Raw genomic sequence first — 20,599 nt, 5'->3', positions numbered from 1 at the left:
CGCCCAAAGGCGACCCCGTTCCTAAGCTCTGCGGCTTCCCTTCCGGCAGCTTGGCCTTTTGGCCAAGCGCCTGTCGGGCTCGTCAAAATTCGCCGGGGCGAATTTGACGTGCTTACATCATGCCGCCCATGCCGCCCATGTCGGGCATGCCGCCTGCAGCGGGTGCGTCTTTCTGGGGCTTGTCGGCAACCATTGCTTCGGTAGTGACCAGCAGGCCAGCAACCGATGCTGCATCTTCCAGTGCAGTACGGACAACTTTGGCCGGGTCAATCACGCCGAACGAGAACATGTCGCCATATTCTTCGGTCTGCGCGTTGAAGCCGAACGCGGCGTCGCCGCTTTCGCGGACTTTGCCAGCAACAACTGCACCGTCAACGCCTGCGTTTTCAGCGATCTGGCGCAGCGGCGCTTCGATTGCCTTACGAACGATGTTGATGCCTGCGTTCTGGTCAGCGTTTGCACCTTCCAGAGCTTCCAGTGCTTTACCGGCCTGAACCAGAGCAACACCACCGCCTACAACAACGCCTTCCTGCACAGCAGCGCGGGTCGCGTTCAGAGCATCGTCCACACGGTCTTTACGCTCTTTCACTTCCACTTCGGTCATGCCGCCGACACGGATAACAGCAACACCGCCTGCCAGTTTGGCAACGCGCTCTTGCAACTTCTCACGGTCGTAGTCCGACGAGGTTTCTTCGATCTGAGTGCGGATCTGAGCAACACGTGCTTCGATCTCGGCTTTTTCGCCTGCACCGTCGACGATGGTGGTTTCGTCTTTGGTGATTTCGATTTTCTTGGCGGTGCCCAGCATGTCCATGGTGACGGACTCGAGCTTCATGCCCAGATCTTCGCTGATGACCTGACCGCCGGTCAGGATTGCGATGTCCTGCAGCATGGCTTTGCGACGATCGCCGAAGCCCGGTGCTTTGACAGCAGCAATTTTCAGGCCGCCGCGCAGTTTGTTGACAACCAGAGTTGCCAGCGCTTCGCCTTCAACGTCTTCGGCAATGATCAGCAGCGGCTTCTGCGATTGGATCACCTGCTCCAGCAGCGGAACCATCGGCTGCAGCGAGGACAGTTTCTTTTCGTGCAGCAGGATCATGCAGTCGTCGAGTTCTGCGATCATCTTGTCTGCGTTGGTGACGAAGTAAGGCGACAGGTAGCCACGGTCGAACTGCATACCCTCGACAACATCGGTCTCGGTTTCCAGACCTTTGTTTTCTTCGACGGTGATAACGCCTTCGTTGCCAACCTTCTGCATCGCGTCTGCGATCTGCTGGCCGATTTCGGCTTCGCCGTTGGCCGAGATGGTGCCAACCTGAGCAACTTCTGCCGAGTCTTTGACTTCGCGCGAGGCGTCTTTGATGCCTTCAACAACCTTGGCGGTCGCCAGGTCGATGCCGCGCTTCAGGTCCATCGGGTTCAGGCCAGCAGCAACCTGCTTGAGACCTTCGCGCACGATGGCTTGGGCCAGAACGGTTGCGGTGGTGGTGCCGTCACCGGCTTCGTCATTGGTGCGGCTGGCGACTTCTTTCACCATCTGCGCGCCCATGTTTTCGAACTTGTCTTCCAGTTCGATTTCCTTAGCAACCGAAACACCGTCTTTGGTGATGCGCGGTGCGCCGAAGGATTTATCCAGAACCACGTTGCGGCCTTTGGGGCCCAGGGTCACTTTAACCGCGTCGGCCAGGATGTTTACGCCTGCCAGCATCCGGTTACGGGCATCGGTGTCGAACTTGACGTCCTTTGCAGCCATGTCGTTTCTCCTTGAGAAATTAGTTGTAGATGAAGATCAGAGTGAAGCGCGAGGGCCTTACTCGATGATCCCCATGATGTCGCTTTCTTTCATCATCAGCAGCTCTTCGCCGTCGACCTGAACCTCGGTGCCCGACCATTTGCCGAACAGGATCTTGTCGCCAGCTTTCACAGCCATTGCGATCAGCTCGCCGCTGTCCTTGCGTGCGCCTTCGCCGGTTGCGACGACTTCGCCTTCGCTGGGCTTTTCTTTTGCGCTGTCAGGAATGATCAGGCCGCCTGCGGTTTTTTCTTCGCTTTCGGTACGGCGAACCAGCACGCGGTCATGAAGCGGTTTCAATGCCATCTTTGCAGCTCCTTGGGCTCAAAGTTGTTAATCCTCCCCTCGCCGGATGGCGGGGCGTTAGCACTCATGCTTGTCGAGTGATAACGACGCATAGCTAGGGGGTGCAATTCCCCGAGTCAACAAGCCGTGAAGGATTTTTTGAACCGCGGCCCCTATTCGGGCTGATCCCAACTGTAAGCCCAGTGTTTCAGACCCTCTTGTCCGGCATCGGTCAGGGCGTAAACACCCTTGTCGACCTTTTCAAACCAGCCGTAATGGTTCTCTCGCATTAGGCGGGTGGCGGTGGTCACACCCGTTGCCTTGGCAACCTCGGCTCCTTTGGTCGCTCCGCATTCCACCAGATGAGCGGCACATTTCAGCGCATCCTGACGATAGGCAGTGACAATCCCATGCCGCGTAGCCCCGCCTGCATTTGGGTCACCCTCCAACCGATCAAACTCGCGCAGCAGTCGCGCCGCTTTGGCTTTGTTCCTGCGCGGGGCATAAGGACCCGGATCACACTGCACCTCGACTGCCCCATCCGCGCGAACGGTGATCAAGCCCAGCCCCAAACGTCGACACATGGCCAGATTATCCTTCAGTGCCCGACGCGCACTGCGCCCGGTAGGCTTGCACACGCCCAGATAGACCTGATCCGTAACTTTTAAACGCGCCACCGCCTGATGAAACAAGGCCAGAGTAAACCGCAGTTTCAGCTCGACAATAACAGGCTCATCACCTGCGCGCACAGCCACGATATCGGCCGCGCCCACTTCACCCTTGACGGTATAACCCTGACGCTCCAACAGCGCTTTTATGGGGGGATAGAGATCCTGCTCACGGTCCATGGCGCCATGCTAAGTGATTTATTGTGGAATGCCAGACACAGAAAACGCCGACAATTGGTCAACTTGCTTGAACCCAACACTTGGCCAAGGCAAGGTCGCGCCACATATACGTACCGAGTTAATACGGGATGATCCTGATGCGTTTCTTGTTCTTTGTTGCTTTTTTGTTTTTTCCTTTGGCAGCCTATGCGGCCTGCGAAGGGCGAGACCTTCGGCCGGATCTTTCTGCTGACATGCGGGCGCAGCTTGATCAGGCGGTAAGCGGCACCCCGTTTTCTGAAGGCAACCACTGGATCGCGACCAAAGGCGATACAGTGCTGCACATGATCGGAACACTGCACACGAATGATCCACGCATGGATGCCGTTATGGAACGTCTGGCCCCTGCCCTGTCCGACGCGGACGCGTTCTATTTCGAAGTTACCAAGGACAAGATGGACGGATTCGAGCAACAGCTTGCCCAAGACCTCAGCCCTGTTCTGATAACTTCGGGCCCAACCTTGATTGACCTGATGTCTGAAGAAGACTGGGCCGCCCTGTCCACCGGATTGGCCGATCGAGGCATCCCCGGCTGGATGGCCGCCAAAATGCGCCCGTGGTTCCTGAGCATGATGTTGGGTGTCCCGCCATGTATGACCCAGGACGAAGATGCCAGCTATGGCATGGATGCACGCCTGACTGATCTGGCTGTCGAACTCGGAAAACCTCAGTACTCACTGGAAGAAATCGAAGACCTGATGGCGATGTTCAATGAACATCCGCTGGAAAAACAGGTTCAGTCCCTGGTGCGAATGGCCAGCGCCTTTGAAAGCAGCGAAGATCAGCTCGCTACAATGGTCAACGCCTATATCGAGGAAAAACATGGCGAGATTCTTCACTTTGCTCGCCTACAGGGGCTTGAGACTTCGGGCCTGTCACAAGATGTCTTTGACGAGGAATGGGGCAGCTTTGAAGATCAGCTGCTCGTCGGGCGCAACAACAACTGGATGCAGCATATTCTGAATATTCAGGACCAAACAGCAGTCATCGCCGTTGGCGCGGGGCATCTTGCTGACGAATTCGGCCTTCTGAACCAATTGCAACAAGCTGGCTACACCTTGGAACGCGCGCCGTTCTAAGGAAAAATTTACCCTTCGTCGCAGTTTACGCAGGGGCGGGTGACAAGCGCGTCGGACCGCCCTATAAGGCGCGCAAATTTACCTTCCTCAGGACGCAGACATGACAACCCTCGTATTTGGACACAAATCCCCCGACACCGATTCCACCGGCTCTCCGATCCTGTGGTCTTGGTACCTGAACGAAGTCAAAGGCGAACAGGCCGAACCCGTGCTGCTAGGTGAACCCAACACCGAGGCCGCCTTTATGCTGCAGCGCTGGGACCTGCCCAAGCCGCGCATCATCGCAGACGTAGACGCGGACGCGCCAGTTGTCATCGTTGATACCAACAACCCCGCCGAACTGCCTGCCAGCGTCAACAGCGCCGACATTCGCGCCATCATCGACCACCACAAACTGGTTGGCGGTCTGGAAACCAAAGGCCCCATCGACATCACCGTGCGCCCGCTGGCCTGCACCGCGACTATCATGGTTGACCTGATGGGCGACGACGCGGCCAAAATGCCCGACGCCGTCAAAGGCGCAGCGTTGACCTGCATCCTGTCGGACACTCTGGAGTTCCGCTCGCCTACCACCACCGCGCATGACCGCGCAGTGGCCGAGAAACTGGCGGCTGAGCTGGGTCTGGACGTCTCGGCCTATGCCGCTGACATGTTCGCGGCAAAATCGGACGTATCCTCGTTCTCGGACGCCGAACTAATCCGCATGGACAGCAAGGAATACGAAGTCGACGGCACCAAGTTCCGCGTCTCGGTCCTAGAAACCACCGCTCCGGGCGTCGTTCTGGACCGCAAAGCCAGCCTAGCCGCGTCAATGGTGGACGTAGCCAAGGAAGACGGCGTTGATCAGGTATTGCTGTTTGTCGTCGACATCCTCAACGAAGAAGCCACTCTGCTTGTGCCCAATGACCTTGTGAAGGGCGTGGCCGAGAAGAGCTTTGGTGCGTCAGTAAACGGCGACGCCGTGGTTCTGCCCGGAATCATGAGCCGGAAAAAGCAGATCATCCCCAACCTCAAAGTGTGATCTTCGTAGCACCACAAACAAAAGGCGCCTGTATCGGGGCGCCTTTTTTTCGTTAAGACACAAGATTTTGCATAGAGCGTATCCGTTGATAGTCTGGTGCGGATAGTCTTGCTTGGGTCTTGGTCGCAGGAATGAGTAAACGAAAATTCAGCACCACCAGGGATATCCTTCGGTTCGAAGGGCATGACCGAGCGGCCTACTGGCGCAGATTTGCGATGCTTTTGACATTGTCGGTGGTGATCGCGACCATGGGGATGCTTCGCGATTCAGGCGCAGTGGTGATTGCCGCCATGTTGGTCGCACCGTTGATGACACCGATACTGGGGATAGCTGCCTCGATGGTCATGGGGTGGCTGGGACGTGCGTTTAAGCTTGCCCTGATTGTAAGCGGGGCGGCAGTTATCTGCGTCTTTCTGGCCTGGTTTCTTGTCTATATCGCCGATGTTCCCCGCGGAATTCTGATCCCAGATCAGGTTCTGGCGCGTACCGATCCCGGAACTGAAGATCTGATCGTTGCCTTGGCGGCTGGCGTCGCCGGAGCGTATGTGCAGATAAATCGATCAGAAGTTAGCCTGCTGCCAGGTGCTGCGATCGGCGTGTCTTTGGTGCCCCCGTTATCCGCCTCGGGGGTATTGATGTATTTTGAAGAAGCGGCTGAAGCTTATGAGGCCGGCTTGCTGTTCGCAACAAACCTTGGGGCGATCATCCTATCGGCTTGCGCGGTCTACATCGTGTACGCTGCTCGTTCGGTGGTTTTCAGCAAGGGGCGTCGCAAGCTGAACTTTACTGCCAGCGTCGTTGTGACCTTGGCGTTCTTGACCTTCGTTGTCATTCAATTGGGCAAGTCGACATATAACCGCTATCTGGAAACCCGGACCGAAGCGCAATTGGCGCAGACAATTCGCGATTGGGCTGACCCAGTCTCGGTCGAGATTATTCGCGTCGACGTCAACGCTCAACGCAAGCAAGCCGATATCTGGCTGATCGTTGACCTGCCAATTGAAGCCGCGTTCAAGGTGTCTTCAATCGCAGGCCTCCTGCCGGAAAGCCTGCGCGAGAACCCCCTAGTCGACGTGCTGCGCAACGAGTTGGGGCCGGGTTATCTGGTTGTCGTTCGCTTTCAGAACAGGATCGGTGCCCAGGTCATTCTAGGCACTGAAAACGTTCAACAGGCACCAGACGTCGAGGAAATCAGTGAAGACAACTGATCGCATACGGCTATTCATTCAGAAAATTTGCAGCTGGGATGGTCAAAAGACCGAAGCTTTGACATAGCTGGCACAACTTCGACTCCAGACCCTCGGGGGCAGCTCAATGACTCAGATTATTCACAAACTTGATGAAATCTCCGATCGCTACAAAGCGCTGTTTGTCGACCTCTGGGGCTGTGTGCATAACGGCATAACCGCCTATCCCGAAGCCGTGGCAGCGCTTCAAGGTTATCGCGCCAAAGGGGGCATTGTTGTTCTGGTCACCAACTCGCCCAAGCCCCGCGCGGGGGTGGCCGAGCAACTGGAACAATTCAACGTTCCCAACGATGCATATGATACGATCGCCACAAGCGGAGACTCGGCGCGCTCAGCTATGTTTCGAGGCGCTGTAGGCGAAAAAGTTTACTTCATGGGAGAATGGGCGCGCGATGCTGGCTTTTTCGAGCCACTGAAGATTTTGCACCACCCAATTCAAATCGAGCGTGTGCCACTGGATCAGGCCGAAGGGATTGTCTGCTGTGGACCATTCGATCCAATGGCCGACCCTGACGTCAACCGCGCGGATTTCCTTTATGCCAAGCAGAAGGGCATGAAACTTCTCTGCGCCAATCCAGATATCGTGGTCGACCGGGGCGAGGTTCGGGAATGGTGTGCGGGCGCTTTGGCCAAGCTCTACACCGAGATGGGGGGCGAGAGCCTTTACTTCGGCAAGCCGCATCCGCCGATCTATGATCTGGCGCGGCGGCGGCTGCAGGAGCTGGGTCACGATATCTCGGATGGGGATATTCTGGTCATCGGCGACGGCCCACATACCGACATTCTGGGGGGCATGGGTGAGGGGATTGATTCTCTGTTCATTTCGGGCGGACTGGCTGCGGCGGAAACCAAAACGTCGCACCATCCGCACCACGAGTCCTTAACCGATTATATCGCAAGGGAAAACATCAACCCCACCTATACGATCGGACGGCTACGTTAGTCAGAAAAGACTTGATTTTCTGCAGTTGCGAAGTAATAAAGTTACCCAACTTGGGTGACTTTGGTTTTTTTGTTGCCCACTGAAATCGAGTGAGGGTGACATGTTGGACAATCTTCCGCGCGGCACGATCTGTATTGAAGACATCGAAATGGGCATGACCCGCCACCTGCGCAAAGTGGTGACGGACGAGGATATCGAAATGTTCGCGCAGGTCTCGACCGACCGTAATCCCGTGCATCTAGATGACGACTATGCCCGCGACACAATCTTTGAGGGGCGCATTGCCCACGGGATGTTGACCGCCGGCCTGATCTCGGCCGTGATCGGTGAACAACTGCCGGGCCACGGCACAGTTTATATGGGGCAGTCGCTGAAATTCCTGGCCCCCGTTCGCCCCGGTGACATGGTCTACGCCGAGGTCAAGGTGATCGACATCGACTTTGCCAAGCGACGGGTCAAGCTGGATTGCCACTGTGCGGTGGACGGCAAAAAGGTGTTGATGGGCGAGGCCATGGTGCTGGCACCATCGCGCAAGTTCGACTGACGTCTCAAACCCTTGAACCTGCCTCGCAGTCCCGCTAGGCAGGCGCTATGCGCATTATTCGGGATTTCCAGTTTGTCGAGCCTCAGGACCGTAGTGCCAGTGTGGCCATCGGCAACTTTGATGGCGTTCATATCGGCCACCGTTCAGTGATCGAGCTGGCACGTAACGCCGCGCCCGACGCGCCGCTGGGTGTGATGACGTTCGAGCCGCACCCGCGCGAATATTTTGCGCCCGACAGCCCGCCCTTTCGCCTGATGCGCGGCAATGCCCGCGCGCATCGGTTGCAGAAACTAGGAGTGCAGAAGCTTTATGAATTGCCCTTCAACGCGGCGCTGGCCGGGCTGACGCCCGAAGAATTCGCACGCAATGTGATCTGTGACGGGCTGGGGCTGTCGCATGTGGTGGTCGGGGCCGATTTCTGTTTCGGCAAAGGCCGCAGCGGCACCGCCGATGATCTGGTGCGGTTCGGGGCCCAGATGGGCTTTGGCGTCACCATCGCCCCCTTGATGGAGCGGTCGGAAAACGTCGTGTCTTCGACCGCGATCCGTACTGCGCTGTCGGAAGGTCGCCCGCGGGATGCCGCCGCGATGCTGGGCCACTGGCACCGGATCGAGGGCGAGGTGATTGGCGGCGAACAGCGCGGACGCGAGCTGGGTTATCCCACCGCCAACATGTCGATCGAGGGGCTACACCCTCCGAAGTTCGGCGTCTATGCGGTGCTGGTTGATGTGCTGGATGGCCCGCATCAGGGCAGCTATCACGGCGCGGCCTCGGTGGGCACGCGCCCCATGTTTAACGGCGAAGTCCCCAATATCGAGACGTTCCTGTTCGATTTCTCGGGTGATCTTTATGGCGCGACGCTCTCGGTTGGTCTGGTCGAATACCTGCGCCCCGAGATGACGTTTGACGGGTTGGACGGGCTGATCACCCAGATGGATGCAGATTGCGAAAAGGCCCGTGCGCTACTGGCAGCGCTATGACCACCGACCCGATTGACCGCAACGGCCTGTCCGCCCGCTTCTGGGAACGCAAACCGTTGACCAAGATGAACCAGCGCGAGTGGGAGGCGCTGTGCGACGGCTGCGGTAAATGCTGCCTCAATAAGCTGGAAGACGAAGATACGGGCGAGGTTGCCCTGACCTGCGTTGCCTGCCGTCTGCTGGACGATGAGACCTGCCGTTGCACCCAATACGACATCCGCCACCAATTCGTGCCGGAATGCATCGTGATGACGCCCGATAATATCGATGAACACGCCTATTGGCTGCCCCAGACCTGCGCCTATCGGCTGCTGTGGGAGGGCAAACCCCTTTACGACTGGCACCCTTTGATATCTGGTACGCCCGACAGCGTACACGCCGCCGGGGTCTCGGTTCAGGGGCGCACGGTGTCCGAGTTCGAAACCCCCATGGAAGAGTGGGAAGACTATATCATTGAGGAGCCCAACTGATGTATTTCGCCTCTGACAATTCCGGACCGGTTCACCCGCAAGTGATGGCCGCGTTGAGCGCCGCGAATGAGGGCTATCAGATGGCCTACGGGGCCGACACGCTGATGAACGAGGTGCGCGACCGTATCCGTGGTATCTTTGAAGCGCCGGGGGCAGCTGTCTATCTGGTGGCGACCGGGACGGCGGCGAATTCTTTGGCTCTGTCGACGCTGGCGAACCCGTGGGACACCGTGTTTTGTTCCCCCGTTGCGCATATTCACGAGGACGAGTGCAACGCCCCGGAATTCTACAGCGGCGCCAAGCTGACGCTGGTGCCCGGTGGTGACAAGATGACGGCAGACGCATTGCGCAGCACCATTCTGGCCGAAGAAACTCGCGGTGTGCATGGGCCGCAACGCGGGCCAGTCTCGATCACGCAGGTGACCGAGCGAGGTTCGGTTTATTCGCTGGAAGAGTTGCAGGCGCTGTGCGTTGTTGCCAAGGAATACGGCCTGCCGGTGCATCTGGACGGTGCGCGGTTCACCAATGCGCTGGTCGCGCTGAACTGTTCTCCGGCCGAGATGACATGGAAATCGGGTGTTGATGCGGTCAGCTTTGGCGGCACAAAGAACGGACTGATGGGGGTCGAGGCGGTCGTCTTTTTCGACGAGACCAAAGCCTGGGAGTTCGAGCTGCGCCGGAAACGTGGCGCGCATCTGTTTTCGAAACACCGGTACTTGTCGGCTCAGATGGCCGCCTATCTGCAGGACGACCTTTGGTTGCAGATGGCGCGTCAGGCCAATGACAATTGCGCACGTCTGGCTGACGGGCTGCGGGCCAAGGGGGCCTCTTTCCTGCATCAACCGCAGGCAAACATGATCTTCGCCGAATTCTCGCGCGCGCGGCACAAGCAATTGCACGACGCGGGTGCAGTCTATCATCTGTGGGGCGGAGAGCTGAACGGGGCCGATGACGCAGAGCCGCTTGCTTGTCGTCTGGTCTGCGACTGGTCGATCAGCCCTGAACAGATCGACCAGTTCATCGCACTACTGTAAGGTCAGCACTTCCGAAGGCTGCCCATCCCAGAAATCGCGTATCACGCGCGCCATGTCCCGAGGATGCGTGATCGGGGCCATGTGCCCTGCCCCTTCAATGACACAGCCCGAGGCATTGGGCAGGCGTTGTTGCAGCCCTTCACAGATCGCGGGCATCGCGGGATGTGTACGTGACCCGTTGACCAATAGAATGGGCATATTTGCGCGGCTCATCATATCGGGGGCCAGCAAGCCCTTTTTATCCTCGAACAAATCATCTTTAACCGCAGGAACAAGATGCACACCGCGGGTCATTGCGGCACGGGTCCGTTCGGGTAGGTCCGGCCAGCGAGGGCTGTCATCGGTGCTCCACATCCTGTTGAAAAGGCGCGCGGCCAGTTCCATATCACCGTCAGCTAAAGCCTTTGCATAAGGTTGCGCCTCATGGTCATGCTGCGCCAGCAGATCAGGCGCGCCCTGCTTGGCAACGGCAAAGAATACCGGCTCGATCAGAACCGCACTGCGGACCAGATCTGGGTGTTCCATCGCCAGGCGCAGCGCGATCATCGCGCCAAAGGAATGACCGATGACATCCATCGGCTCTGTCAATTGCTCGACAGTCTGTTCGGTCAACAAATCGAACAGATCGCCCTGTTCGTTCCAATCGGGGCTCTTACCGTGTGAGGGCATATCGGGCGCGACAAATGTCGCGTCATCCCCCAACACGCCCGCCAACCCTGCCCACGCCCCAGAGTGAGCAATCGTGCAATGCAGGGCCAGCACTTTGCGCTCGCCCTGCCCCAAGGTTCTGACGTGAACCGACGGCATCAAATCCTTCACCCTTTCATCTCGCTCAGGTGACGGTCCAGGTCCTCTAGCCGGTCCTGTCCCCAGAACCGTTGACCATCTTCGGTGATATAGAACGGCGCACCAAACGCGCCTTTGTCTACGGCCTCCTCAAGATTGGCGGCATAGGTATCGGCCCCGACCAGCAAGCCGCTATCGGCCAGAGAGGGATCGAACCCTGCGGAAGACAGGCATTCACGGATCACTTCGTCCTGCGCGACGTCTTTTTCTTCGGCCCAGCAGGCGCGAAGAATGGAATGAACCAGCTGTCCGACATCACCCGAGCCTTCCTTGGCGGCGGCTATCACAGCGTAAGAGGACGGTGCCATATTCGTGGGCCAATGAGCAGGTTTCAGGTTGAACTCCATTCCCAGATTCTTGGCTTGCCGCTGCAGTTCCTGCGCCCGGTATTCGATGCGCGAAATGTGCCGGTCCTTCGGTGGAGTTCCCCCGGTGCGTCCGAACAGCGCCATGATATCCAGCGGCTTGTAGTTGATCGTCGCGCCGTGCTTTGCCGCGACCTCTTCAAGCCGGTTTCCGGCCAAGTAGGTGAAGGGCGAAATTGTCGCAAAATAGTAGTCAATGGTGGCCATGTTCACTTTCTCCGCTGCGTTGTCTTTGCTGGACGGTAAGGCCGTGGTAAGCGGTGTCAACATCACGAATCTGTCACATTTGCCATTGCTGCCCGGGGACTTCAGCCGATGCCGACACTCCACGAACCCAAGCTGATCGCTGGGAACGCCAATCTTCCGCTTGCCGAATCCATTGCCCGCCGCATGAGCCTGTATCGCGGCGTCGATCAGGGCCTCGTCGATGCGCGCGTCGAACGCTTTAACGACGGTGAGATTTTCGTCGAAGTGTTCGAGAATGTGCGCGGCGAGGATATGTTCATCGTCCAGCCGACCTCGAACCCGGCAAACGACAACCTGATGGAGCTTCTGATCATCGCCGATGCACTGCGCCGTTCGTCCGCGCAGCGCATCACCGCCGTGATCCCCTATTTCGGCTATGCCCGTCAGGACCGCCGCACCAAGGCGCGCACGCCGATTTCAGCCAAGCTGGTCGCCAACATGCTGACCGGCGCCGGGATCGAGCGGGTTCTGACCATGGACCTGCACGCCGCGCAGATTCAGGGGTTCTTTGATATCCCGGTGGACAACCTCTATGCCTCGCCGATCTTTGCGCTGGATGTGAAAAACCAGTTCAAGGACCAGATGGATGAGATCATGGTGGTCTCACCCGATGTGGGCGGCGTGGCCCGCGCGCGCGAGTTGGCCAAACGGATCGAAGCGCCGTTGTCGATCGTCGACAAACGCCGCGAAAAGGCGGGTGAAGTGGCCGAAATGACTGTCATCGGCGACGTCAAAGACAAGATCTGCCTAATCGTGGACGACATGTGCGATACCGCCGGAACTCTGTGTAAGGCGGCTCAAGTGCTGCTGGATAACGGCGCGAAAGAGGTGCATTCCTATATCACCCACGGCGTCATGAGCGGCCCAGCGGTGGAACGTGTGACAAACTCAGTCATGAAGTCTCTGGTTCTGACCGACACGATCCAACCCACCAAAGAGGTCGCCAAAGCCAAGAATATCCGGATCGTGCCGACCGCGCCGATCTTTACACAGGCAATCCTGAACATCTGGAACGGCACCTCGGTATCGTCCTTGTTCGAGGACAAGACCCTGACCCCGATCTACGAATCCATGTACCACATGGACTGATTGACAAGGGTGGCGCGGCCACCCTTTTCGTACCAACCCAACAGGCAGGAGCGTCCCGTGACAGCCGCAAAACGTATTGTTCTTTCCAGCGACCATGCCGCCATCGATCTGCGTCAGGCCGTCGCCAAGCATGTCACTGACCTCGGATGGGAGGTCGTGGACATCGGGCCGAAGACACCCGAGAGCACGCACTATCCAATCCACGGCAAAGCCGCAGCCGAAGCCGTCGCATCCGGCGATTGTCAGCTGGGCATTATTCTATGTGGCACTGGACAGGGCATCATGATGGCGGCAAACAAAGTGCCCGGCATACGCTGTGGCGTGTGTTCTGACGCATTCTCGGCCCGGATGATCCGTCAGCACAATGACGCCAACATGCTGTCCATCGGCGCGCGTGTCGTCGGTGAAGGGCAAGCGCTGGACATTGTCGCCGCGTTCCTTGGTGCCGAGTTCGAAGGTGGCCGTCACGCGACCCGCGTCGGAATGATCGAAGCATCAACTGACTGACACTTGACCACGGGCATCAGGAGATGTCCCAATCATCCTCATGCGCAACCTCGCCGATCGCGGTCCACGTCACCCTAATCCGTGCGATTCGCGTGTCTGACCAAGTGCGGAACACTGCGTCGAATCCTTCGTTCGTAGTGTTTTCGGCCTTCACTTCGGCCCGCAACGCCGAGGTTGTGTCCACATCCCATAGGGATATACCGATCTGAACAACCGGCGCAGATCGGAACGGCTGGCGAAACGTCACAGCCGAGCGTCTCTCGCGCGTACCGTTGCCGGTCCACATGTCACCACCGTTGGAAAATTCGGAAAACACCACGGTCTCGCCTTGGTCGATACCAATAGGATGGGTTCGAAACGTCTTCATTTTATTGTCTGTTCTTTATCAATTCCCGAAATCTAATTCGGCTTCATGATGAAATCACGACAAAAAAACGGCCCTACTGTCGCAAGGCCGTTTCTAATGATCCATTTGCAACAAGCCGTTACAGGCTCATATGCGTCCCAAGCGCTTCCATGTCGGCCAGCAGCTTGGCTGCATCGTCTACGATCGACTGATCGTCGCCAGACTTTGCGGCCTCGTGCGAAGCGCGGGCTTCCGCGATCAGGTCGTCCAGATGCGACCGGGTCACTTCGGCAACCGGGATAGCCTTTTCAGCCAGAACCGACAGGCCGTCGCCGTTGATCTGGGCAAACCCGCCGGTGACCAGGTATTCGCTGGCTCCTGCAGGTGCCTCAACCTTCAGCAGACCGGGGCGCAGCGTCGTGATGGTGGGGGCATGATCGGGCATCGCCGTCATGTCCCCATCCGCGCCGGGAAGCTGGACCGCGGTGGCCTCAAGCGAAGCAAGGCTCCGCTCGGGGCTGACTAGGTCGAATTGCATCGTGTTTGCCATCAGGGATACTCCTTAGGCGGCTTCTGCGGCCATCTTTTCCGCTTTGGCGATCACTTCGTCGATGCCGCCAACCATCAGGAAGGCCGCTTCGGGCAGGTGATCGTATTCGCCAGCGACAACAGCTTTGAACGACGCGATGGTCACGTCCAGAGGAACCTGAACGCCCGGCGAGCCGGTGAAAACCTGTGCAACGTCGAACGGCTGCGACATGAAGCGTTCGATCTTACGGGCACGGGCCACGGTCAGTTTGTCTTCTTCCGACAGTTCGTCCATGCCGAGGATGGCGATGATGTCCTGAAGCGACTTGTAGCGCTGGAGGATCTGCTGAACGTCGGTCGCAACCGCGTAGTGCTCTTCACCCACAATCGCGGGGTCCAACAGACGCGAGGACGAGTCGAGCGGGTCAACAGCCGGGTAGATACCCTTTTCCGAGATCGCACGGTTAAGAACGGTGGTTGCATCCAAGTGAGCAAACGATGTTGCCGGCGCGGGGTCGGTCAAGTCGTCCGCGGGAACGTAGATGGCCTGCACCGAGGTGATCGAGCCCGACTTGGTCGAGGTGATGCGTTCTTGCAGGGCGCCCATGTCGGTAGCCAGCGTCGGCTGGTAGCCCACCGCCGAAGGAATACGACCCAGCAGAGCCGAAACCTCGGATCCCGCCTGCGTAAAGCGGAAGATGTTGTCGACGAAGAACAGAACGTCGGTGCCGGACTGGTCACGGAACTGCTCGGCCAGTGTCAGGCCGGTCAGAGCAACACGCGCACGCGCTCCCGGAGGTTCGTTCATCTGACCGTAGACCAGGGCCACCTGCGATTCCGACAGGTTGTCGGGCTTGATGACGTTCGATTCGATCATTTCGTGATACAGGTCGTTGCCTTCACGGGTCCGTTCACCAACACCCGCGAACACCGAGAAGCCCGAGTGCACTTTTGCGATGTTGTTGATCAGTTCCATGATCAGAACGGTTTTGCCAACGCCGGCACCGCCGAACAGGCCGATCTTACCGCCTTTGGCGTAGGGGGCCAGCAGGTCCACAACCTTGATGCCGGTCACAAGGATTTCCGACTCGGTCGACTGTTCCGCGAACTCGGGCGCGGGCTGGTGAATCGCGCGGGCCTCGGTTGCTTCAACCGGGCCTTTTTCGTCGATCGGCTCGCCGACCACGTTCAGGATGCGGCCCAGGGTGGCATTGCCGACCGGAACCGAGATCGGTGCGCCGGTGTCGGTCACAACTTCGCCACGGACCAGACCTTCGGTCGCGTCCATCGCAATGGTGCGGACGGTGTTTTCGCCCAGGTGCTGAGCAACTTCCAACACCAGGCGCTTGCCGTTGTTGGTGGTTTCCAGCGCGTTCAGAATTTCAGGCAGTGCGTCATCAAACTGGACGTCGACGACGGCCCCGATGATCTGTGTGACTTTGCCTTTTGCATTCGCCATGTTTCGTCTCCGGTATGTCTCTACAGCGCTTCGGCGCCGGAAATAATTTCAATCAGCTCGTTGGTGATCACGGCCTGACGCGAGCGGTTGAACTGGATCGTCAGCTTGTCGATCATTTCGCCCGCGTTGCGTGTCGCGTTGTCCATTGCGGACATCCGTGCACCCTGTTCAGACGCTCCGTTTTCGAGCAGAGCCGAGAAGATCGCGGTGGCAACCCCCTTGGGCAGCAGGTCGGCCAGAATGGCCTCTTCGCTGGGCTCGTAGTCGAAGATGGCACCGCTGTCGTCACCTGCCGCGTCGTCCTCGAACGAGGCGGGGATGATTTGCTGTGCCGTCGGGATCTGGGTCACGACGTTGACGAACTTCGAGTAGAAGATCGTGGCAACATCGAACTCAGCCCCGTCAAAGCGGGACAGGATGTCCTTCGCGATGTCCTGCGCGTTGGCATAGCCAATGCGCTTGACCTCGCTCAGGTCGACATGTCCAACGAACAGATCGCCCAAATCGCGCTTGAGCGCGTCGCGGCCTTTCTTGCCAACGGTCAGAACCTTGACCGTCTTGCCTTTGCCGCGCAGCTCTTCCGCCTTTTGGCGGGCCAGCTTGGCGATGTTCGAGTTGAAGCCGCCGCAGAGGCCGCGTTCAGCTGTCATCACAACCAGCAGATGGACATCATCGCTGCCCGTACCACGGAGCAGCTTGGGGGCGCTGTCGCTGCCCCCGACCGAAGCCGCCAGCCCCGCCATCACGGCATTGAACCGCTCGGCATAGGGACGCGAGGCTTCGGCAGATTCCTGGGCGCGGCGCAGTTTTGCAGCCGCGACCATCTGCATGGCCTTGGTGATCTTGCGGGTCGATTTGACCGACTCGATCCTGTTTTTAAGGTCCTTCAGACTAGGCATCGGAACCCCCCGTTACGCGAAGGTCGCGGCGTATTCGTCGATCGCTGCCTTGATCTTGTCGGACGCGTCACCTTTGATCTTGGGATCTTCGTCTGTCAGCCATTTCAGCAGGTCGGCGTGCTTGCCGCGCAGGTGCGCCAGCAGACCGGCCTCATAGCGGCCAACGTCCGAGACGTCGATCTTATCGAGGTAACCGTTGGTGCCCGCGAAGATGACGCAGACGATTTCCGCGTTGGTCAGCGGCGAGTACTGCGGCTGTTTCATCAGCTCGGTCAGGCGCGCACCACGGTTCAGCAGCTGCTGGGTCGCGGCGTCGAGGTCCGAACCGAACTGCGCAAACGCAGCCATTTCGCGATACTGAGCCAGCTCCAGTTTTACCGGACCAGCGACCGATTTCATCGCGTTGGTTTGGGCCGACGAGCCCACACGCGAAACCGACAGACCGGTGTTCACAGCAGGACGGATGCCCTGGTAGAACAGTTCGGTTTCCAGGAAGATCTGACCGTCGGTGATCGAGATCACGTTGGTCGGAATAAACGCCGAAACGTCGCCACCTTGGGTTTCAATAACCGGCAGAGCGGTCAGCGAGCCTGCGCCGAAATCTTCGTTCAGCTTCGCCGAACGCTCCAGCAGACGGGAGTGGAGGTAGAAAACGTCACCAGGATAGGCTTCACGTCCGGGCGGACGACGCAGCAGCAGGGACATCTGACGATAGGACACAGCCTGCTTCGACAGGTCATCATAGATGATCAGCGCGTGGCGGCCGTTGTCGCGGAAGTATTCGGCCATCGCGGTCGCCGAGTACGGCGCCAGGAACTGCATCGGCGCCGGGTCGGACGCGGTTGCGGCCACAACGATCGAGTATTCAATCGCGCCGGATTCTTCCAGCTTCTTCACCAGCTGCGCAACGGTCGAACGCTTCTGACCAACAGCCACGTAGATGCAGTACAGTTTCTTCGACTCGTCGTCGCCTGCTGCGTCGTTGTAGACTTTCTGGTTCAGGATGGTGTCCAGAGCAACGGCGGTTTTACCGGTCTGACGGTCACCAATGATCAGCTCACGCTGGCCACGGCCGATCGGGATCATCGCGTCAACCGATTTCAGGCCGGTTGCCATCGGCTCGTGCACCGATTTACGCGGGATGATGCCAGGGGCTTTGACGTCTGCAACGCCACGCTTGGAGGCATTGATCGGGCCTTTGCCGTCCAGCGGATTGCCCAGACCGTCAACAACACGGCCCAGAAGTTCGTCACCGATCGGAACGTCCACGATCGAGTTGGTGCGCTTGACGGTGTCACCTTCTTTGATGTCACGGTCAGAACCGAAGATAACGACACCGACGTTGTCGCTTTCCAAGTTCAGGGCCATGCCCATGATGCCACCGGGGAATTCGACCATCTCACCGGCTTGCACATTGTCCAGGCCGTATACACGGGCAATCCCGTCACCGACGCTCAGCACGCGGCCGATTTCGGCCACTTCTGCTTCCTGACCAAAGTTCTTGATCTGGTCCTTCAGGATTGCAGAAATCTCTGCAGCTTGGATTCCCATTTATCCGACCTCTTTCATTGCATTCTGTAGGGAGTTCAGCTTCGAACGGATCGAGCTATCGATCATCTTCGAGCCCACTTTAACGACAAGACCGCCGATGAGGCTTTCATCCACGGTCGCATTGATTGTCACGGTCTTGCCCACACGCTCGGACAGCGTTTTGGACAGTTTTTCCATCTGTGTCTTGGTCAGGGCCTTGGCCGAGGCGACATCGGCGGTTACTTCGCCACGCTCTTCGGCCAGCATGTCGCGCAGAACCTGCACCAGCTGCGGCACAACAAACAGGCGGCGTTTTTGCGCCATCAGACCCAGCGTATTACGCAGTATCGCGTTCAGGCCCATCTTGTCAGCGATCGCTGTAATGGCGCCTTCCTGTTCGGCGCGCGAAACCAGAGGCGAAGCGATCAGGTTACGCAGTTCGGCGCTGTCGCCCAATGCTGCTGCCAGATCGTTAATTCCGGTCTCCAGACCTGCGAGGTCTTTATTCTCTTTCGCGATCTCGAAAATCGCAGTGGCATAGCGCTCGGCAATGCCTGTGGAAATCGAAGCTGGTTCGGACACGTCCACCCTTCCGATATTTGAGGCCCCGAATTCGCGTTGCGGCAGCTACCCCGGGGGCGTGAAGAAACCCCGGCCATACGGTCGGGGATCAAAATCACCGGGGATGTAGCAGAGCCGAACACAGCTCGCAACATATTATCACGAGGGCAGCCTTATCCACAAAATGTTTGATTTCATGGAGTTACGCAGGGTGCGACCCTTTTGTCCGGTTGGAAGGGACTAAAAATGTTACGAAAGTGTAGGTTTTTGCGATTCCTGTGACCATTTTCCCGCATTTTCTTCGCGTGGCGGAGTTCCAAAAGTGGACAAAAGTTAGGCGGGCTTCAGCAAACCGTCCAACGCCTTGATCGGCCGACGAACAGGATCCTTTGTGACGCTGCCGCTTGGAGGCCGGATGTGTTTAGTTGCTTCGACCATCAAGACACCTCCGGCCATGACCGTGGGAATCCGCTGACCCGTCTTTTCAATCAAACTGCCCGACTTGAGCCAAAATCGGCGGAATGACGGCGGCAGATACAATGCTGAACAATGGCTTTCCGGTTCAAAATGATGCGCCCGAAGCTGGTTTTCTAACTGCGTCGCTGAATAAGGGCGTCCAAAGCCAAACGGCGTCCGGTCCGTTCGCGACCACAACCCCGCGCGGTTGGGCACAATAAAGAACGCGCGCCCTCCGGGGCCCAGAACCCGCCAGCATTCATTTAACAGCTCGCTCGGCCGTTGCGAGGTCTCAAGCCCGTGCATCACCACCAGCTTGTCCACATGCCCGGTCTCAATCGGCCACATCGTCTCTTCCGTCAGGACCGAGACATTGGGCATCCCTGCGGGCCACGGCATCACGCCTTGCGGTCCAGGCATCAGCCCGATCACCCGCCGGGCATCTGCCAGATAGGGACGCAGCAAGGGTACGGCAAAGCCAAACCCGGCGACCGTCTGGCCCTTGGCTTCGGGCCATTGCGCGATCAACCGACCCCGGATCGCCGCCTGCGCCGCACGCCCCAATGTGCTGCGGTAGTAGAAATTCCTAAGATCCTGCACATCAAGATGCATTGCGGACACCCGGTCAATCGGCTTAGCTTCGGCGCAGTCTAGCAACGAAAGGGCAAAAGGCCATGCCTCTTGAGATCGTCACCATCCCATGTCTCAGCGATAACTACGCTTTTCTGGCGCATGACGCCGCAAGCGGCAACACCGCATTGATCGACGCGCCAGAGGCTGCCCCCATTCTGGCCCAGCTGGACCAGCGCGGCTGGAAACTCAGCCACGTGTTACTGACGCATCACCACTTTGACCATGTGGACGGGTTGCCCGGAATTCTGGAAAAGCACCCCGCTAAAGTCATAGGGGCCGCTGCGGACGCGCATCGTTTGCCCCCTTTGGACCAACAAGTCAGCGAAGGCGATACGTTTGAGTTGGGCGGAGAGACGGTGCAAGTGCTGGATGTCTCGGGCCATACAGTTGGACACATCGCATTCTATATGCCGCAAAGCGCCGTTGTATTTACCGCCGACAGTTTGATGGCTTTGGGATGTGGTCGCCTGTTTGAAGGAACCGCCCCGCAGATGTGGGACTCATTATCCAAGCTGGCCGCTTTGCCCGACGATACTCTGGTGTGTTCGGGTCACGAATATACGCAATCCAACGCCAAATTCGCTCTGACCGTCGACCCAGACAATGCCGCGCTGCGCGAACGCGCGACGGATATCGACCGCGCCCGTGCCGCTGGCGAACCTACGGTGCCGTCAAGTTTGGCGCTGGAAAAGGCCACAAATCCGTTTCTGCGCGCCGCTGATCCGGCGATTCAAGCGCATTTAGGGATGTCGGGCGCTGAACCCGCTGCGGTATTTGCAGAAATTCGGGCTAGAAAAGACAGGTTTTGATGCCTATTTCACCCGCTTCACGGCCACGGTCACAATAAATGTG

The 20,599-nt window shown here is 58.3% G+C and carries 23 protein-coding genes; 11 read left to right on the top strand and 12 right to left on the bottom strand.

The genetic code is table 11. The features are described 5' to 3' along the window. Window positions 1-112: 112 nt before the first annotated feature. The 3 genes from groL to AC2FF7_RS07785 form a co-directional block, all read right to left on the bottom strand. Complete coding sequence (gene groL, locus AC2FF7_RS07795; protein ID WP_480549186.1) at window positions 113-1,753, bottom strand: chaperonin GroEL; 1,641 nt, start codon at window positions 1,751-1,753, stop codon at window positions 113-115. Between the two features lie 57 nt (window positions 1,754-1,810). Continuing rightward, window positions 1,811-2,098, bottom strand: a complete 288-nt coding sequence (gene groES / locus AC2FF7_RS07790; RefSeq protein ID WP_170352338.1) for a co-chaperone GroES — start codon at window positions 2,096-2,098, stop codon at window positions 1,811-1,813. Window positions 2,099-2,250: 152 nt separating this feature from the next. After that, complete coding sequence (locus tag AC2FF7_RS07785) at window positions 2,251-2,925, bottom strand: DUF2161 domain-containing phosphodiesterase (protein WP_209194921.1); 675 nt, start codon at window positions 2,923-2,925, stop codon at window positions 2,251-2,253. Window positions 2,926-3,062: 137 nt separating this feature from the next. Between AC2FF7_RS07785 and AC2FF7_RS07780 the strand changes: the two genes are divergently transcribed. The 8 genes from AC2FF7_RS07780 (at window position 3,063) to AC2FF7_RS07745 (ending at window position 10,282) form a co-directional block, all read left to right on the top strand. Then, entirely contained in the window at window positions 3,063-4,043 is a 981-nt protein-coding gene (locus tag AC2FF7_RS07780) for a TraB/GumN family protein (RefSeq protein ID WP_480867871.1), read from the top strand. A 100-nt stretch (window positions 4,044-4,143) separates the two neighbouring features. Beyond that, window positions 4,144-5,064, top strand: coding sequence for a manganese-dependent inorganic pyrophosphatase (locus AC2FF7_RS07775; RefSeq protein ID WP_170756422.1), 921 nt, complete (start codon window positions 4,144-4,146; stop codon window positions 5,062-5,064). A 131-nt stretch (window positions 5,065-5,195) separates the two neighbouring features. Further along, on the top strand, window positions 5,196-6,272 hold the full coding sequence (locus tag AC2FF7_RS07770; RefSeq protein WP_170753394.1) for a DUF389 domain-containing protein: 1,077 nt from the start codon (window positions 5,196-5,198) through the stop codon (window positions 6,270-6,272). A gap of 106 nt (window positions 6,273-6,378) precedes the next feature. Continuing rightward, on the top strand, window positions 6,379-7,254 hold the full coding sequence (locus AC2FF7_RS07765; protein WP_170352333.1) for a TIGR01459 family HAD-type hydrolase: 876 nt from the start codon (window positions 6,379-6,381) through the stop codon (window positions 7,252-7,254). A gap of 100 nt (window positions 7,255-7,354) precedes the next feature. Then, the gene (locus AC2FF7_RS07760) at window positions 7,355-7,798 is read left to right on the top strand and encodes a MaoC family dehydratase (RefSeq protein WP_170352332.1); all 444 of its coding nucleotides are present in this window, start codon (window positions 7,355-7,357) and stop codon (window positions 7,796-7,798) included. A 47-nt stretch (window positions 7,799-7,845) separates the two neighbouring features. Beyond that, window positions 7,846-8,778: a bifunctional riboflavin kinase/FAD synthetase gene (locus AC2FF7_RS07755; RefSeq protein WP_170352331.1), complete on the top strand. Its 933-nt coding sequence runs from the start codon at window positions 7,846-7,848 to the stop codon at window positions 8,776-8,778. Next, window positions 8,775-9,248, top strand: a complete 474-nt coding sequence (locus tag AC2FF7_RS07750; protein ID WP_170783791.1) for a YcgN family cysteine cluster protein — start codon at window positions 8,775-8,777, stop codon at window positions 9,246-9,248. The genes AC2FF7_RS07755 and AC2FF7_RS07750 overlap by 4 nt, the downstream gene beginning before the upstream one ends. After that, entirely contained in the window at window positions 9,248-10,282 is a 1,035-nt protein-coding gene (locus tag AC2FF7_RS07745) for a threonine aldolase family protein (RefSeq protein WP_480867875.1), read from the top strand. Before AC2FF7_RS07750 ends, AC2FF7_RS07745 begins: the two co-directional genes overlap by 1 nt. Here AC2FF7_RS07745 and AC2FF7_RS07740 read toward each other — a convergent pair. Continuing rightward, window positions 10,274-11,089 carry an alpha/beta fold hydrolase gene (locus tag AC2FF7_RS07740; protein ID WP_496905463.1) on the bottom strand — a complete coding sequence of 272 codons (816 nt, stop codon included), beginning with the start codon at window positions 11,087-11,089 and terminating at the stop codon, window positions 10,274-10,276. The genes AC2FF7_RS07745 and AC2FF7_RS07740 overlap by 9 nt on opposite strands. A gap of 8 nt (window positions 11,090-11,097) precedes the next feature. Further along, window positions 11,098-11,700, bottom strand: coding sequence for a 2-hydroxychromene-2-carboxylate isomerase (locus tag AC2FF7_RS07735; protein WP_480867980.1), 603 nt, complete (start codon window positions 11,698-11,700; stop codon window positions 11,098-11,100). 108 nt (window positions 11,701-11,808) lie between these two features. Here AC2FF7_RS07735 and AC2FF7_RS07730 point away from each other — a divergent pair, with 108 nt between their 5' ends. Together AC2FF7_RS07730 and rpiB are read left to right on the top strand one after the other, a co-directional pair. Beyond that, window positions 11,809-12,828, top strand: coding sequence for a ribose-phosphate pyrophosphokinase (locus AC2FF7_RS07730; RefSeq protein WP_170352327.1), 1,020 nt, complete (start codon window positions 11,809-11,811; stop codon window positions 12,826-12,828). A gap of 57 nt (window positions 12,829-12,885) precedes the next feature. Beyond that, entirely contained in the window at window positions 12,886-13,335 is a 450-nt protein-coding gene (gene rpiB / locus AC2FF7_RS07725; protein ID WP_496905462.1) for a ribose 5-phosphate isomerase B, read from the top strand. A gap of 16 nt (window positions 13,336-13,351) precedes the next feature. On the opposite strand, the gene AC2FF7_RS07720 is transcribed toward rpiB, so the two are convergent. From AC2FF7_RS07720 to AC2FF7_RS07690, 7 genes are all read right to left on the bottom strand, one after another. Further along, window positions 13,352-13,702: an H-type lectin domain-containing protein gene (locus AC2FF7_RS07720; protein WP_170352325.1), complete on the bottom strand. Its 351-nt coding sequence runs from the start codon at window positions 13,700-13,702 to the stop codon at window positions 13,352-13,354. A gap of 118 nt (window positions 13,703-13,820) precedes the next feature. After that, window positions 13,821-14,231 (bottom strand): F0F1 ATP synthase subunit epsilon, encoded by a 411-nt coding sequence (locus AC2FF7_RS07715; protein WP_170753407.1) that lies wholly within the window; start codon window positions 14,229-14,231, stop codon window positions 13,821-13,823. A gap of 12 nt (window positions 14,232-14,243) precedes the next feature. Next, window positions 14,244-15,668 (bottom strand): F0F1 ATP synthase subunit beta, encoded by a 1,425-nt coding sequence (atpD, locus tag AC2FF7_RS07710; RefSeq protein ID WP_170352323.1) that lies wholly within the window; start codon window positions 15,666-15,668, stop codon window positions 14,244-14,246. A 20-nt stretch (window positions 15,669-15,688) separates the two neighbouring features. Continuing rightward, a complete protein-coding gene (locus AC2FF7_RS07705; RefSeq protein WP_170768996.1) occupies window positions 15,689-16,567 on the bottom strand; it encodes a F0F1 ATP synthase subunit gamma in 879 nt (292 codons plus the stop codon). A gap of 12 nt (window positions 16,568-16,579) precedes the next feature. Further along, window positions 16,580-18,118, bottom strand: coding sequence for a F0F1 ATP synthase subunit alpha (gene atpA / locus AC2FF7_RS07700; protein ID WP_170352321.1), 1,539 nt, complete (start codon window positions 18,116-18,118; stop codon window positions 16,580-16,582). Continuing rightward, window positions 18,119-18,679, bottom strand: coding sequence for a F0F1 ATP synthase subunit delta (locus AC2FF7_RS07695; protein WP_170352320.1), 561 nt, complete (start codon window positions 18,677-18,679; stop codon window positions 18,119-18,121). 312 nt (window positions 18,680-18,991) lie between these two features. After that, window positions 18,992-19,726 (bottom strand): methyltransferase domain-containing protein, encoded by a 735-nt coding sequence (locus tag AC2FF7_RS07690; RefSeq protein ID WP_170352319.1) that lies wholly within the window; start codon window positions 19,724-19,726, stop codon window positions 18,992-18,994. A gap of 62 nt (window positions 19,727-19,788) precedes the next feature. On the opposite strand from AC2FF7_RS07690, the gene gloB reads away from it, so the two are divergent. Further along, window positions 19,789-20,556, top strand: coding sequence for a hydroxyacylglutathione hydrolase (gene gloB, locus AC2FF7_RS07685; protein WP_480867882.1), 768 nt, complete (start codon window positions 19,789-19,791; stop codon window positions 20,554-20,556). Window positions 20,557-20,599 lie beyond the last annotated feature (43 nt).

The sequence above is a fragment of the Ruegeria sp. YTSC325 genome (assembly GCF_059609525.1).
Note: the sequence above shows the minus strand (reverse complement) of the source record. Positions and strands in the feature narration are given on the sequence as shown.